General features: G+C 66.4%; 16 protein-coding genes. 11 read left to right on the top strand and 5 right to left on the bottom strand.

Annotated elements, in window-relative coordinates; genetic code table 11:
• Window positions 1–111 precede the first annotated feature (111 nt).
• Both ACIGJB_RS01595 and mnmH read left to right on the top strand, forming a co-directional pair.
• Complete coding sequence (locus ACIGJB_RS01595; protein ID WP_483732375.1) at window positions 112–261, top strand: hypothetical protein; 150 nt, start codon at window positions 112–114, stop codon at window positions 259–261.
• Complete coding sequence (mnmH, locus tag ACIGJB_RS01600; protein WP_483731090.1) at window positions 254–1,354, top strand: tRNA 2-selenouridine(34) synthase MnmH; 1,101 nt, start codon at window positions 254–256, stop codon at window positions 1,352–1,354. The genes ACIGJB_RS01595 and mnmH overlap by 8 nt, the downstream gene beginning before the upstream one ends.
• A gap of 18 nt (window positions 1,355–1,372) precedes the next feature.
• Here the strand turns inward: mnmH and ACIGJB_RS01605 are convergent, their stop codons facing one another.
• From ACIGJB_RS01605 to gpmA, 3 genes are all read right to left on the bottom strand, one after another.
• Window positions 1,373–2,122, bottom strand: coding sequence for a HesA/MoeB/ThiF family protein (locus tag ACIGJB_RS01605; protein WP_483731091.1), 750 nt, complete (start codon window positions 2,120–2,122; stop codon window positions 1,373–1,375).
• A gap of 96 nt (window positions 2,123–2,218) precedes the next feature.
• A complete protein-coding gene (locus ACIGJB_RS01610) occupies window positions 2,219–3,817 on the bottom strand; it encodes a S41 family peptidase (RefSeq protein ID WP_483731092.1) in 1,599 nt (532 codons plus the stop codon).
• A gap of 171 nt (window positions 3,818–3,988) precedes the next feature.
• Window positions 3,989–4,735 (bottom strand): 2,3-diphosphoglycerate-dependent phosphoglycerate mutase, encoded by a 747-nt coding sequence (gpmA, locus tag ACIGJB_RS01615; RefSeq protein ID WP_483731093.1) that lies wholly within the window; start codon window positions 4,733–4,735, stop codon window positions 3,989–3,991.
• Window positions 4,736–4,911: 176 nt separating this feature from the next.
• On the opposite strand from gpmA, the gene ACIGJB_RS01620 reads away from it, so the two are divergent.
• The 5 genes from ACIGJB_RS01620 to ACIGJB_RS01640 all read left to right on the top strand — a co-directional run bounded on the left by ACIGJB_RS01620 (window position 4,912) and on the right by ACIGJB_RS01640 (window position 8,469).
• Window positions 4,912–5,325 (top strand): rhodanese-like domain-containing protein, encoded by a 414-nt coding sequence (locus tag ACIGJB_RS01620; RefSeq protein WP_483731094.1) that lies wholly within the window; start codon window positions 4,912–4,914, stop codon window positions 5,323–5,325.
• 92 nt (window positions 5,326–5,417) lie between these two features.
• Window positions 5,418–5,675: a glutaredoxin 3 gene (gene grxC / locus ACIGJB_RS01625; RefSeq protein WP_483731095.1), complete on the top strand. Its 258-nt coding sequence runs from the start codon at window positions 5,418–5,420 to the stop codon at window positions 5,673–5,675.
• 130 nt (window positions 5,676–5,805) lie between these two features.
• Window positions 5,806–6,330 carry a protein-export chaperone SecB gene (gene secB, locus ACIGJB_RS01630; protein ID WP_483731096.1) on the top strand — a complete coding sequence of 175 codons (525 nt, stop codon included), beginning with the start codon at window positions 5,806–5,808 and terminating at the stop codon, window positions 6,328–6,330.
• Between the two features lie 110 nt (window positions 6,331–6,440).
• Window positions 6,441–7,457: an NAD(P)H-dependent glycerol-3-phosphate dehydrogenase gene (locus ACIGJB_RS01635; RefSeq protein ID WP_483731097.1), complete on the top strand. Its 1,017-nt coding sequence runs from the start codon at window positions 6,441–6,443 to the stop codon at window positions 7,455–7,457.
• Window positions 7,458–7,491: 34 nt separating this feature from the next.
• The gene (locus ACIGJB_RS01640; protein ID WP_483731098.1) at window positions 7,492–8,469 is read left to right on the top strand and encodes a Bug family tripartite tricarboxylate transporter substrate binding protein; all 978 of its coding nucleotides are present in this window, start codon (window positions 7,492–7,494) and stop codon (window positions 8,467–8,469) included.
• A 17-nt stretch (window positions 8,470–8,486) separates the two neighbouring features.
• Here ACIGJB_RS01640 and trmL read toward each other — a convergent pair whose 3' ends face one another.
• The gene (gene trmL / locus ACIGJB_RS01645) at window positions 8,487–8,957 is read right to left on the bottom strand and encodes a tRNA (uridine(34)/cytosine(34)/5-carboxymethylaminomethyluridine(34)-2'-O)-methyltransferase TrmL (protein WP_483731099.1); all 471 of its coding nucleotides are present in this window, start codon (window positions 8,955–8,957) and stop codon (window positions 8,487–8,489) included.
• A gap of 84 nt (window positions 8,958–9,041) precedes the next feature.
• The gene (locus ACIGJB_RS01650) at window positions 9,042–9,866 is read right to left on the bottom strand and encodes a phosphoribosyltransferase family protein (protein WP_483731100.1); all 825 of its coding nucleotides are present in this window, start codon (window positions 9,864–9,866) and stop codon (window positions 9,042–9,044) included.
• On the opposite strand from ACIGJB_RS01650, the gene ACIGJB_RS01655 reads away from it, so the two are divergent.
• The 4 genes from ACIGJB_RS01655 to ctaD all read left to right on the top strand — a co-directional run bounded on the left by ACIGJB_RS01655 (window position 9,801) and on the right by ctaD (window position 14,595).
• Window positions 9,801–10,802 (top strand): methyltransferase domain-containing protein, encoded by a 1,002-nt coding sequence (locus ACIGJB_RS01655; protein WP_483731101.1) that lies wholly within the window; start codon window positions 9,801–9,803, stop codon window positions 10,800–10,802. The two genes, ACIGJB_RS01650 and ACIGJB_RS01655, sit on opposite strands and share 66 nt — an antisense overlap.
• A 304-nt stretch (window positions 10,803–11,106) precedes the next feature.
• Window positions 11,107–11,616, top strand: a complete 510-nt coding sequence (locus ACIGJB_RS01660; RefSeq protein WP_483711444.1) for a DUF2244 domain-containing protein — start codon at window positions 11,107–11,109, stop codon at window positions 11,614–11,616.
• A 58-nt stretch (window positions 11,617–11,674) separates the two neighbouring features.
• Window positions 11,675–12,940, top strand: coding sequence for a cytochrome c oxidase subunit II (coxB, locus tag ACIGJB_RS01665; RefSeq protein ID WP_483710303.1), 1,266 nt, complete (start codon window positions 11,675–11,677; stop codon window positions 12,938–12,940).
• A gap of 38 nt (window positions 12,941–12,978) precedes the next feature.
• Entirely contained in the window at window positions 12,979–14,595 is a 1,617-nt protein-coding gene (ctaD, locus tag ACIGJB_RS01670; RefSeq protein ID WP_483731102.1) for a cytochrome c oxidase subunit I, read from the top strand.
• Window positions 14,596–14,617: the final 22 nt, after the last annotated feature.

Below are 14,617 nucleotides of genomic sequence, written 5' to 3' on the forward strand. Positions count from 1 at the left end.
GCCGGCATCCCCGCGTGGCGCATCCGGGCGCCGCCGACTTGTTTGCCCGCCTGCAGTAACCCTTCTCATTCCAATTCTCTCCATCCAGACCGCCGTACAGGAGCCATGACCATGGCCGAATTCATTCGCCTGACGCAGTACAGCCACGGGGCCGGCTGTGGCTGCAACATTGCCCCCAATGTGCCCGACGTAAGCCGCGCCGGTGCGGAGCTTGCCCCTGTCGTCGAACTCGCCGTGCGCCGGAGGTGGTCTGATGCGTGAGGACACCGGCGACTTCCGGCAGCTGTTTCTGAGCGGCGCGCCGATGATGGATGTGCGGGCGCCACTGGAGTTTGCGCGCGGCGCTTTCCCAGGCACCGTCAGCTTGCCGCTGATGGACGACGAGGAGCGGCATCAGGTCGGCCTTTGCTATGCGCAGCAGGGGCAGGACGCGGCGATCGAACTCGGTCATCGCCTGGTGTCGGGCGATATCAAGGCCGCGCGGCTCGCGCAATGGGCGGCGTTTGCCCGCGCGCATCCGGACGGCTACCTGTACTGCTTCCGTGGCGGGCTGCGCTCGCAGATCGTGCAGCGGTGGCTACGCGACGAGGCAGGCATCGAATACCCGCGCGTGACCGGCGGCTACAAAGCCATGCGCAGCTTCCTGATCGACGTGACGGAGCAGGCCGCGGCCACGCGGGATATTCTCGTGCTGGGCGGCATGACCGGTACCGGCAAGACCGACGTTATCGACGAGGTGCCGGCGGCCGTGGACCTTGAGGGGCTGGCCCGTCACCGCGGCTCCGCGTTTGGCCGCCGCGCGCAGGCGCAGCCGCCGCAGGTCGATTTCGAGAATGCGCTGGCCATCGACCTGCTGCGGCGGGCCGATGCCGGCTACCGCGCGCTGGTGGTCGAGGACGAGGGCCGCTTCATCGGCGGCCGCGACCTGCCCAAGGTGCTGTGGCAACGCATGCAGGCAAGCCCGCTGGTGTGGCTGGAGGCGTCATTCGACGAGCGGGTCGAACGCGTATTGCGCGACTATGTGCTGGGCCTGGCTGCCGAGCACATCGACCAGCTCGGTCCGGAGGCCGGGTTCGAAGCGTATGCGGCGCGTCTGCGTGACGCCATGACGGCAATCTCCCCGCGCCTGGGCGGCGAGCGCTACGCACTGCTGTCGACGCTGCTCGAACAGGCGCTGGTCCGCCAGTCGGAGCAAGGCGATACCGGCCTGCATCGCGGCTGGATCGAAGTGCTGCTGCGCGATTACTACGATCCGATGTACGCCTACCAGAAGCAGAACCGCGCGGCGCGCATCGTGTTCCGCGGCGACCGCGCCGCGGTGACCGAGTGGCTGCGGGAGCGCTCCGCGCGCTGAGGTTGGCCCGGCGTCGCGCTACTGTCCCGCGCAGACCGGGCAGTCCGGCGTCCGTGCGAGCTGCATCGTGGTCCACTCCATCGTCATCGCATTGACCATCAGCAGCCGGCCGGCCAGGCTCTGGCCCACGCCGCTCAGCAGCTTGAGCGCTTCGGCCGCCTGCACGGTGCCGACCATGCCCACCAGCGGCGCGAACACGCCCATGGTGGCGCAGGCGACTTCGGGCGCTGGCTCTGACGGCGGGAAAAGGCAGGCGTAGCACGGCGCGTCATCGCGGCGCCGGTCGAACACACTGATCTGGCCATCAAAGCGCAGCGCCGCACCGGATACCAGCGGCACGCGGTGCCGCACGCAGGCCCGGTTGACAGCCTGGCGCGTGGCAAAGTTGTCGCAGCAATCGAGCACCACATCGGCCTGCGCCACGAGCTGGTCCAGCTCCGCATCGCCGACGCGGGTCGCGATGATTTCCACCTGCACGCCGGGGTTGATGCGCAGCATGCCTTCGCGCGCCGATTCCACCTTCAGTCGGCCGACGTTTTCCGTGGTGTGGATGATCTGGCGCTGCAGGTTGGTCAGGTCCACATGGTCGTTGTCGACCACGCTGATTCGCCCGACGCCGGCCGACGCCAGGTAGGGCAGGGCCGCGGCGCCGAGGCCGCCGGCGCCGATCACCAGCGCGTGGGCGCCCAGCAGGCGTTCCTGGCCTTCGATGCCCAGTTCATCGAGCAGGATATGGCGCGAGTAGCGCAGCAGTTGATCGTCGTTCATGGCATCAGGCTCAGGACAGGGCCCGGAGACAGCGCTCAGGGCAGGGCGTGCAATGTAAAAGCGGCCCCGCGGGGCCGCTTCTGGTCAGGGTGCCGCTCAGGGCGAGGGCGCCTTGCCGGTCGGCGTGCCCAGCGGTTGGCCGATTGGCGCGCTGGCCGGCGGCTGCTTGGCCGGGGCCGGCGCAGGCTTGGCCGCCGGAGCGCTGCTCTTCTTCGCTGGCGCGGCCTTGGCCGGCTTGTCGGCGGGCGGGTTGGTTTCGAGCTTCGACTTGGAACGCTTGACCGGCTGGCCGTCGAGCTGGGCGATGGCCTGCTGCAGCATGAAGTCGTCGGCCGAGCCGAATTCGATCGGCTTCTTGCGGCGATCCTTCTCGCGCTCTTCCGGCGTCTTCTTCGCGTTTTCCTCTTCGAGGCGGCGCAATTCTTCCACGCGGCGCTGTTCGCGCTCGTTCATTTCCGGCTCTTCCGATTCCTGCTTGTTGTGCAGGTGGCGCTCGGTGTCGATCTCGCGGGTGATCAGCGCGTCGTCCGGATCCCCGTCAGCGTTCTGGTCGACCGGGATGTCCGGGCGGATGCCCTTGGCCTGGATCGACTTGCCCGTCGGCGTGTAGTAGTACGCGATGGTCAGCTTGATGCCGGTGTCATTGGTCAGCGGCCGCACGGTCTGCACCGAACCCTTGCCGAACGTGGTCTTGCCCATGATCAGCGCGCGGTGGTGATCCTGCAGCGCGCCGGCCACGATCTCGGACGCCGACGCCGAATAGGCGTTGGTCAGCACGACCATCGGGATCTTCTTGTACAGCGCGGGCAGGTCCTTGAGCGGATCGTCCTCGATCGACGACAGGCGGTAGTTGTTGAAGGTCGCCTTGTACACGCGCTTGGCGTCGGGAACCTGGCCGTTGGTGGAGACCACGGTCGAGTCTTCCGGCAGGAACGCCGCGGCCACGCCGACCGCGCCTTGCAGCACGCCGCCGCCGTTGTTGCGCAGGTCCAGGACGATGCCCTTCAGGCCCGGGTTCTTCTGCGCCATGTCGTTCAGCCTGCGGCCCAGGTCCGCCACCGTGCGTTCCTGGAAGCTGGTCAGGCGCACCCAGCCGATGGTGTTGTTGTCCAGCATCTTGGTCTTGACCGACTGGACGCGGATCTCGGCGCGGGTGATCGAAACCGGGAAGGTCCGTTCCTCGCTCTTGCGATAGATCGTCAGCGTAACCTTGGTGCCCGGTTCGCCACGCATGCGCTTGACCGCCTGCTCGAGCGGCAGGCCGCGCACGGGCTTGTCGTCGATACGGGTGATCAGGTCGCCGGGCTGGATGCCGGCGCGGAACGCGGGCGTATCCTCGATCGGGTTGATGACCTTGACCAGGCCTTCTTCCTGCGAGATCTCGATGCCCAGGCCGGCGAAGCGGCCGCGCGTGCCTTCCTGCAGTTCCTTGAAGTCCTTCTCGTCCAGGTAGGCCGAGTGCGGGTCGAGGCTGGCGACCATGCCCTTGATGGCTTCGGTCAGCAGCTTCTTGTCATCGACCGGCTCCACATATTCGCGCTTGATCTGCCCGAAGATGTCGGCCATCAGCCGCAGCTGGTCCAGCGGCAACGGGCCGGAAGAATTCTGCGCGGTTGCGGAAATCTGCAGCGTGGCCAGCACGCCGGCGACAAGTCCGACCGAAACGAGACTGATGTTCTTGAGCGTCTTACGCATGAGGGCTGCCTGAACGTGTACGTAGGGGGATTATGCCGGCTGCAGCCGCCGCGCGTGGGGCGCGGGTCGGTTTGTCCGACAGTATAAGTGGGTGTGAAGAAAAAGGCCTGTCACGTACCGGCGGTCGGTGGGCGGCCGCACCATGGCTGGTGCAGACCGCCCGGCGGGCTTTCAGCGCGCCTTGCCCTGGCTGGCCACGGCCGCCAGCGAGGCGGCGATGGCTTCCTGGTCGCCCAGGTAGTAGTGGCGCAGGGGGCGCAGGTTGGCGTCCAGCTCATAGACGAGCGGGGTGCCATTGGGGATGTTGAGGCCGACGATATCGTCATCCGAGATCTGATCCAGGTATTTCACGAGGGCGCGGATGCTGTTGCCGTGAGCGGCTATGACCACGCGCTTGCCCGATTTGATGTCGGGGGCGATGGATTCGTTCCACAGCGGCAGCACGCGGGCCACGGTGTCCTTCAGACATTCGGTCAGCGGAATTTGTTCGCGCGGCACGTTTGCGTAGCGCGGATCATCGTAAGAGGCACGCGGATCGCTCGGTTCCAGCGCCGGCGGCGGGGTGTCGTAGCTGCGGCGCCACACCAGCACCTGCTCGTCGCCGAACTTCGCGGCGGTTTCCGCCTTGTTCAGGCCGGCAAGCGCACCGTAGTGGCGTTCGTTCAGGCGCCACTCGTTGCGCACCGGAATCCACATCTGGTCCATTTCGTCCTGCACATGCCACAGCGTGCGGATCGCGCGCTTGAGCACCGAGGTATAGGCCACGTCGAAGGCGAAGCCGGCTTCCTTAAGCAGCTGACCGGCCAGGCGGGCTTGGGCGGCGCCGGTGTCGGTCAGGTCGACATCGACCCAGCCGGTGAAGCGGTTTTCGAGATTCCACGTCGATTCGCCGTGGCGGATAAGGACTAGCTTGTACATGCTGCTGCTTCCAGAGTGTAGGTAACCTGCGTGCGCCGGTATCGCCTCATCAGCGTCGCCATGTGCCAGCCAGGCAACAATGAGGCGACAATGGCCGCTGTGGCCTGACAGCGGAGGCCCGGACACCAAACCGCGTATTTTATAATGCCGCCGACCCAACCCAACGGAACGCCAACGTGAATTTCTTCGCCGACTATAACAACCTTGCCCTGATCGCCCTTGCAGTGGTCTCCGGCGGACTGCTCGCCTGGCCCACGATCGCCCGCGGCACCGGCGGAAAAGCCGTCAATACGGTGGCCGCCACGCAGCTGATCAACAAGCGCGGCGCCGTGGTGGTCGACATCCGTGATGCGGCCGAGTATGCCAAGGGCCACCTGCCGCAGGCCAAGAGCGCCCCGCTGGCCGACCTGGCCTCGCGCGCGGCCGGTCTTGCAAAGGACAAGGCCGTCCCCATCATCGTGGTATCCCAGACTGGCCAGGGCCTCGGCAAGGCTCAGGCAGCGCTGAAGGAAGCCGGGTACAGTGAGACCTATGCGCTCGAAGGCGGCCTCGCCGCCTGGCAGCAGGCCGGTCTTCCGGTCATCAAGTAAGCCGCGCCCGACTGGCCCGGCCTGTCCGTCACATCGCGCCGGACCTCGCATCTCGCAGGGCCGTGGCGTTTGAGTATCGAAGGAGATTCAGCATGGCCCGCGTCGTCATGTACAGCACGATGGTGTGTCCCTATTGTGTGATGGCCGAGCGCCTGCTCAAGGCCAAGGGCGTGGAGACGATCGAGAAGATCCTGATCGACCGCGAACCCGGCAAGCGCGAAGAAATGATGTCGCGCACCGGCCGCCGTACCGTGCCGCAGATCTATATCGACGACACCCATGTTGGCGGTTTCGACGATCTCTCCGCGCTCGACCGCCAGGGCGGCCTGTCGCCGCTGCTGGCTGCCTGAGCCCGCCGCACGGCCGGCCCGGCGCGGGTGATATTGCCACCCGCGTCATGTACCATATGCGTTTTCCAACCGGGCGCAGGCTCGTGCCGATACCGGCCGCCACGCCCAACGCCCATCCCGGAAGCCTTTCATGAGCGACCAGCAAAACACCCAGCAGGAAGACCAACCCTTCTTCAACATCCAGCGCGTGTATCTCAAGGACATGTCGCTCGAGCAGCCGAACTCGCCGGGCATCTTCCTGGAATCGGAAGCGCCGTCGGTCGAAGTGCAGGTCAACGTGGCCGCTTCGCAGCTGCAGGAAGGCATCTTCGAAGTGGTGGTGACGGGCACCGTGACGACCAAGGTCCAGGAAAAGGTCGCCTTCCTCGTGGAAGCGCACCAGGCCGGCATCTTCGACATCCGCAACGTGCCGGTCGAGCAGCTCGACCCGCTGCTGGGCATTGCCTGCCCGACGATCCTGTATCCGTACCTGCGCGGCAATATCGCCGACGTGATCACGCGCGCCGGCTTCCAGGCCATCCACCTGTCGGAAATCAACTTCCAGGCCCTGTACGAGCAGCGCCTGCAGGCCGCCATGGAAGAAGCCCAGGCCGCCGGCGGCGGCAACGGCAACAGCGGCATCGTGATGCCCGACGGCAGCCAGGCTCGCCACTGATCCGGCAGTCCCGCACTGCCTGACGAAACGGGGCTGCGGCCCCGTTTTGCCTTTCCGGGCCACGCGCACCGGATTACCATCGATTGCGCCGATCCACCGTTCGAGCCGCCATGAAACTGACCTTCCTCGGTGCGGGTGCCTGGGGTACCGCACTCGCCAGCCATGCCGCCGTCAACCATGACGTGATCCTGTGGGGGCGCGATCCTGCCCAGCTTGCCGCGATCGGGGCCAGCGGCAGCAACGATGCCTATCTGCCGGGTGTGCGGCTCTCTGAGCGGCTGCGCGTCGAGGCCGATTTCGAGCAGGCGGTTGCGCATGCCGCCGACGATCCGGGCGGTCTCGTGGTGGTCGCCACGCCGGTCTCGGGCCTGCGCGAGATGACCCGAAGGCTGGCCACGCGCGGCCAGGGCCATGTCCGCATGCTGTGGCTGTGCAAGGGCTTCGAAGCCGGCACGCACGCGCTGCCGCACCAGATGGTGCGCGAGGAGCTCGATGCCGCCGGCCGTACCAGCGGATTCGACTACGGCGTGCTGACCGGGCCGAGCTTTGCCCGCGAAGTCGCGCTGGGTTTGCCGTGCGCGCTGACGGTGGCGTGCAGCGTCCCCGACCTCGCCGATTGCGCGCAGGCCGCCTTTCATCACCACGCCATGCGCATCTACGGCAGCGACGACTTGACCGGTGTCGAGGTCGGCGGCGCAGTGAAGAACGTGCTGGCGATTGCCACTGGCGCCAGCGATGGCCTGGGCCTGGGGCTGAACGCTCGCGCCGCGCTGGTGACGCGCGGCCTGGCTGAAATGACGCGGCTGGGCCTGGCGCTCGGCGGCCGCGTAGAGACTTTCATGGGCCTTGCCGGCGTGGGCGACCTGATCCTGACCGCTACCGGCGACCTGTCGCGCAACCGCAAGGTCGGCCAGCAACTCGCGGCCGGGCAGACCCTGGAGCAGGTCCTTGCCGGACTCGGGCATGTCGCCGAAGGCGTGCGTTGCGCGCAGGCAGTGGCGGCGCTGGCCGCTGTCCACAAGGTCGAGATGCCGATTACGCGTGCGGTGTGCGCCGTGCTGTTCGAAGGCCTGAGCGCCGCCGATGCCGTGGCGCAACTGCTGCAGCGCGACGCGCGCGACGAATAGCCTCCTTCCAGTTTTTTTTTCGACTCGACATCGCATGACTTCCCGTCGCCGCGCGCTGATCGCGCTTGCCTGCGCCTGCGCCGCCGGCGCTGCTTCCCCGGCCTGGGCCGATACCTGGCCGTCGCGGCCGCTGCGCATGGTCGTGCCGTTCCCGGCGGGATCATCGCCGGACCTGATCGCGCGCATCCTCACGGAAAAGCTGGCGGCCACGCTGGGCCAGCCAGTGGTGGTGGAAAACCGCCCTGGCGCCGGGGGAAACATCGGCACCGGCATGGTGGCGAAGGCGGCGCCGGACGGCTACACGCTGCTGTTCACGATCAACGGGCCCCTGGTGACGGCGCCATCGCTGTCGCGCAACCTGAACTATGACCCGTTCCGCCAGCTGGCTCCCGTCACGCTGGTGGCGACGTCGCCCAATGTGCTGGTGGTCGATGCCAACCTGCCCGTGCATAACGTGCGCGAGTTCGTGGCGCTGGCGAAATCCAAGGCCGGCGCGCTGAACTACGGCTCGGTCGGCAATGGCAGCGCCGCGCACCTGGCGATGGAACAGCTCAAGGCCATGGCCGGCATCGAGCTGCAGCATGTGCCCTATCCGGGCTTCCCGCAGGTCACCACCGCCATGGTCGGCGGGCAGATCCAGGCCGGCTTCATGGTGCCCGCGATTGCGATGCCGCTGGTCAATGCGGGCAAGCTGCGCATCCTCGCAGTCACCACCACGGGACGCACGGGCGTGTTGCCTTCGGTGCCGACCGTCGCGGAATCGGGTTATCCGGGATTCGAAGCGATTTCCTGGCAGGCGGTGCTGGCGCCGGCGGGCACGCCACCGGCCATCATCGACCGGCTCTACCGCGAACTGGTCGCCATCATCGGCAGCGCCGACGTGCGCGAGAAGATGCGCGCCCAGTATTTCGTGCCGGCGGGTACGGCGCCGGCATCGCTGCGCCAGACCATGGCGAGCGAGAAAGTGCGCTGGGACAAGGTGATCCGCGCCGCGGGCGTGCAGCCCGAATAACGGTCACAAAGGCTCGCTCAGGCGCCGCCGGCAAAGCCGTTCTGGCGCCAGGCTTCGAAGACGACCACCGCCACGGTGTTCGACAGGTTCAGGCTGCGGTTATTGGGCCGCATCGGCAGGCGGATGCGCTGCGACGCCGGGAACCCTTCGCGCCGTTCCGGCGCGAGCCCGCGTGTCTCCGAACCGAACACGAACCAGTCGCCAGGCTGGAAACTGACTTGCCCGAACGGCGTCGAGCCATGCGTGGTGAGCGCGAACATGCGGGACGGGTCGGGCTGTTCGCTGGCCATCAGCGCGTCCCAGTTGTCATGCACGCGCATGGTCGCGTACTCGTGATAATCGAGTCCCGCGCGCCGCATGCGGGCGTCTTCCAGTGGAAAACCCAACGGCTTGACGAGGTGCAATTGCGCGCCGGTGTTGGCGCACAGGCGGATCACATTGCCGGTGTTGGGCGGGATCTCCGGTTCGACCAGGACGACGTTGAACATGGGGACTTCCTTGCAAAGGGGGCATCGAAAACGGTGCGCAGCTTACCGCGCGACCGCGGCGCTGTCATCCGCGCTGTCATCCGCTCAGGGCGTGCGCAGCGCCACGATCACGCTGACCCGCGCCGCACCGTGCGCTTTGAGCGTGCGCGCCGCTTCATCCAGCGTGGCGCCCGTGGTCATCACGTCATCGACCAGACCGATGTGCCTGCCCGCCAGCGACTGCGGGCGGGCCAGGCGGAACGCGCCGCGCACGTTCAACTGCCGATGCGCCAGGTCCAGCAGGTGCTGGGTAGCGATGTCGCGCGGGCGCTCGAGCAGTACCGGGTCGCCGGGCACGCCGAGGTGGCGCGCAAGCGGCCGGGCGATCTCCCAGGCCTGGTTGAAGCCGCGTTCGGCCAGCCGTTGCGGCGACAGCGGTATCGGTGCGAGCAGGTCCAGCAGTAGCGCGCCGGTGCGCAACCCGCGCTCCATCCGCTCAGCCAGCGCGGCGGCAAGCCAGCTGGCCAGCGGCAGTACCTTGCCGTACTTCAGTGCCAACACCAGCGAATCCTGAGGGAACGCGTAGTCGCCCAGCGTGACGGCCTGGTCGAATGCGGGGCGGTGCTCGGCACAGGCCGGGCACGGATCGCCGGGCGCCCGGCCCATCGCGCAGACCGGGCAGCGCGACACCGGGTAGAGCAGGTCGCTGACGCAGTCACGGCAGACCACTTCGTCCTGCACCACGCCGCAGAGCGCACAGGCGCACGGCAACAGCGCACGCGCCAGCCCGCGCACGTGCCCGGCGGCTTTCGCGGTGCGCGCGTATACTTGCCGTCCAGCCGCCCGCCAACGCGCGCGGCCGCCATGCGCGGCGTCTGCTGCCGCGACTTCCCCGTCTTCCTGTTGCCTGGTTTTCCCGTGTCCCTGCATGCCGCCGATTCCCCCGATGCCTTCCTGCCGCCCACGCGCCTGACCCGGCTGGCCTTCGACCGGCGCAGCGCCGCGTTCGGCCAGCTCGACTTCCTGCTCGGCGAGATCGGCCGCCGCATGCAGGAGCGCATGGAAGTCGTGCGCCTGGCGCCGCAGCGCGCGCTGGATCTTGGCTGCGGGCATGGCCAGGGGCTGGCGGGCCTGCGGGCGCGCTTTCCCGATGCGCAGATCGCCGGCCTCGATATTTCCGGCGCGATGCTGGCCGAAGCGGGGCAACGCGATCCGCAGCGGCGGCCCGGCTGGGTCGGCCGCCTGCTCGGCAAGCGCCCGCTGTTCGATCTGGTCCAGGGCGATCTTGCCACATTGCCTTTTGCGCCCGGCAGCTTCGACCTGCTGTGGTCCAACCTGGCGCTGCACTGGCATCCGGAGCCGCACCGCGTGTTCCCCGAATGGCATCGCGTGACGCAGGACGACGGCCTGGTGATGTTTTCGCTGTTCGGGCCCGATACGCTGCGCGAGCTGCGCGCGGCCTTCGCCGAGGTCGATACCGCGCCCCATACGTTGCGCTTTGTCGACATGCACGACATCGGCGACATGCTGGTCCACAGCGGCTGGTCCACGCCGGTGATGGACATGGAAACGCTGACCGTGACCTACGAATCGCCCGAGACGCTGCTGCGCGAGGTCCAGGCCTTCGGTGGCTTGCGTGCGCACCCGGACGCGCGCCACGCCGGCCTGCATGGCCGGCGCTGGCACGAGGCGGTCTGCGCGGCGCTGGCGCGCCGGCGCAACGCCGATGGTGTGATCCCGCTGAGCTTCGAGATCGTCTATGGCCACGCGTGGAAACTGCCCCCGCGTGGTGCGCAGCAGCTCGATGACGAGGGCCACGCCGTGGTGCCGCTGGACAAGATTGGCCGGGCAAGACCGCGTCGCTGAACGCGGCGCCGAGCGGTTACGACTGTATTGACTTTCGTGTAGCGGCACGATGTGCCGATCGCCCGCAAAGCCGCGCTGGCATTGGCTTTACGGGTAGTCCGATTGATAGCGTCTAAGCATAAATCCTTACGGCGCGCAAGCGCTTTGGTCAATGTGCGGCCTTGTCCGTGTATGCGAAGCGCCCTATAATGCGCCAGTTTGTCGCAGTGGTCCCCTGGCACAAGAACGTCCTGGAGTTGCACTCGCAAGGTGCACTCCTGGCGCAATCGTCCCGGGTGTGCATCCAAATGCAGAGTGGTTGGCGATGCAAGACTTGGGTATCGCATTCCAGACGGCAAGTGGTGACTCCGGCGGAAATCTCGACGGACCTCCTCCCGCGCCCCACGACTGGCTGATGAAGCGGAATTGCTCGCTCTCTCCACGCCAGGTCGGCTGGTTTTACCTCTCGATCTTCACTGTCTCGCTTGCCATCGCGTTGTTTTTCGCGGTGCAAGGGTCTTGGCTCGTGCTGCCATTTGCCGGCCTGGACCTGCTCGGACTGGGGATTGCTCTGCTTGTGTACGCACGTCATGCGACGGACTATGAGCGTGTCAGCATCAACGATGGCGTGCTGGTCGTGGAGACAGCCAGCGCGCAGCGGTTGACGCGCGAGGAATTCAACCCGCACTGGGTGCGGGTCGAACTGGGGGAATCGCCCCGCGCGCTGGTAACGCTGCGCTCGGGCGGGCGCGATGTGCAGGTGGGGTGCTATCTGGACCTGCACAGGCGGCGCAAGTTCGCCCAGGAGCTCGCAGCGGCCCTGCGCCGCCTCTGAGAGGTGGCAGGGGCGGAGGCGGGGGCAGATTTGAATCTGTAAATTGGGTAGATAACAAATGAAAATGTGGAAGAAGGCATCCGCAGTTTGTCTGGCGAGCGCATCCCTGCTTGCCAGCCAGGCGGCCCTGGCGGTCAGTGACATGCCCGGCGGTCCCGCCGTGCGTCAGCTGAACCTGACCGAGCCGGTCACCAAGATCGCCGAGCAGATTCACTGGCTGAACTGGATGATGCTGATCATCTGCACGGTGATCTTCGTCGCCGTGTTCGGCGTGATGTTCTATTCCATCTTCACGCACCGCAAGGCCAAGGGTGCCAAGTCCGCCTCCTTCCACGAAAGCATCACGGTCGAAGTGGTCTGGACCATCGTCCCGTTCCTGATCGTGATCGCCATGGCCCTGCCGGCGACGAAGACCGTCGTGGCCATGAAGGACACCACCAATTCCGACGTCACCATCAAGGCCACCGGCTACCAGTGGAAGTGGGGCTACGACTACCTGAAGGGCGAGGGCGAAGGCATCTCCTTCGTGTCGACCCTGACCACCCCGCGCGAGCAGATCAACAACGAAGCGCCGAAGTCCAACACCTACCTGATGGAGGTGGACAACGAACTGGTGGTGCCCGTCAACAAGAAGGTGCGCATCGTCACCACGGCCAATGACGTGATCCACGCGTGGATGATCCCGGCCTTCGGCGTCAAGCAGGATGCGATCCCCGGCTTCGTGCGCGACACCTGGTTCAAGGCCGAGAAGATCGGCGTCTACCGCGGCCAGTGCGCCGAGCTCTGCGGCAAGGAACACGCCTTCATGCCAATCGTCGTGCGCGTCGTGTCCGATGCCGACTACACCAAGTGGGTCGACGGCAAGAAGAAGGAAATGGCCGCCAAGGCCGATGATCCGAACAAGACCTGGACGCTGGACGAAATGAAGGTCCGCGGCGAGAAGGTCTACACCGCCAACTGCGCGGTCTGCCACCAGCCCAACGGCAAGGGCGGCGGCGCATTCCCGGCGCTGGACGGCTCCAAGATCGTGAACGGCCCGAAGGCCGGCCAGATGCACATCATGCTGGAAGGCAAGAACGCCATGCCGTCGTGGAAGCAGCTGTCCGATACCGAACTGGCCGCTGCGATGACCTACGTGCGCAACAGCTGGAGCAACAAGACCGGCGAAGTGATCCAGCCCAGCGACTTCGTGAATGCCCGCGCCGGCAAGTTCCCCGAAGGCGGCGGCGCCGCGGGCGGCGAGGCACCGAAGGCGGACGCCAAGCCCGCCAAGGACCAGGGTAGCAAGCAGGCCAGCATCGCGGGCAACCGCAGCGCGGGCTGACCGGCTGAAGACAGGACAGGATTAGAGGAGCATTTGCGATGAGTACTGCTACCCACGACGCAATCGGCCATCCGCACGATCACGCGCACGATCATGAACATGACCACGCGCACGATCACCCGCATGGCTGGCGCCGCTGGTTGTTCGCGACCAACCACAAGGACATCGGCACGCTGTACCTGCTGTTTTCGTTCACCATGCTGCTGTCTGGCGGCGTGCTGGCGCTGCTGATCCGCCTGGAGCTGTTCGAGCCGGGCCTGCAGTTCTTCCGCCCCGAACTGTTCAACCAGTTCACCACCATGCACGGCCTGGTGATGGTGTTCGGCGCGATCATGCCGGCCTTTGTGGGATTCGCCAACTGGATGATCCCGCTGCAGATTGGCGCGTCCGACATGGCGTTCGCGCGCATGAACAACTTCAGCTTCTGGCTGATGCCGCCGGCCGCGCTGCTGCTGGCCGGCTCGTTCTTCGCGCCGGGCGGCGCCACGGCCGCCGGCTGGACGCTGTATGCGCCGCTGTCGGTCCAGATGGGTCCGGGCATGGACATGGCCATCTTCGCCATGCACATCATGGGCGCGTCGTCGATCATGGGCTCGATCAACATCATCGTGACCATCCTCAACATGCGCGCCCCGGGCATGACGCTGATGAAGATGCCGATGTTCTGCTGGACGTGGCTGATCACCGCCTACCTGCTGATCGCCGTGATGCCCGTGCTGGCTGGCGCCATCACCATGGTGCTGACCGACCGGCACTTCGGTACGAGCTTCTTCTCGGCCGCCGGCGGTGGCGACCCGGTCATGTACCAGCACATCTTCTGGTTCTTCGGCCACCCCGAGGTGTACATCATGATCCTGCCGGCTTTCGGGATCATCTCGCACGTGGTGCCGGCCTTCGCCCGCAAGCGCCTGTTCGGCTACAGCTCGATGGTGTACGCCACGGCTTCGATCGCCATCCTGTCGTTCATCGTGTGGGCGCACCACATGTTCACGACCGGCATGCCGGTGACGGGCCAGCTGTTCTTCATGTACGCGACCATGCTGATCGCGGTGCCGACGGCCGTGAAGATCTTCAACTGGATCGCGACGATGTGGCGCGGCTCGATGACCTTCGAGACCCCGATGCTGTTCGCGATCGGCTTTATCTTCGTGTTCACCATCGGCGGCTTCACCGGCCTGATGCCGGCGGTGGCCCCGATCGACATCCAGTTGCAGGACACCTACTTCATCGTGGCGCACTTCCACTATGTGCTGGTGGCCGGCTCGCTGTTCGCGCTGTTCGCGGGCTTCTACTACTGGGGTCCGAAGTGGAGCGGTTTCATGTACAACGAAACCCGCGGCCAGATCCACTTCTGGGGTTCGCTGATCTTCTTCAACGTGACCTTCTTCCCGATGCACTTCCTGGGCCTGGCCGGCATGCCGCGTCGCTATGCCGACTACCCGACCCAGTTCGCGGACTTCAACGCGATCGCATCGATCGGGGCACTGGGCTTCGGCCTGATGCAGGTGTATTTCTTCTTCTTCGTGGTGCTGCCGTCCTACCGTGGAGGCGAGAAGGCCGCGGACAAGCCCTGGGATGGTGCCGAGGGCCTGGAGTGGACCGTGCCGTCGCCGGCGCCGTTCCACACCTTTGAAGTGCCGCCGCAAGTTCGCTAAGCACTGAACGCAACAAGGCACG

The sequence above is a fragment of the Cupriavidus sp. C2SS-8b genome, from assembly GCF_057073745.1.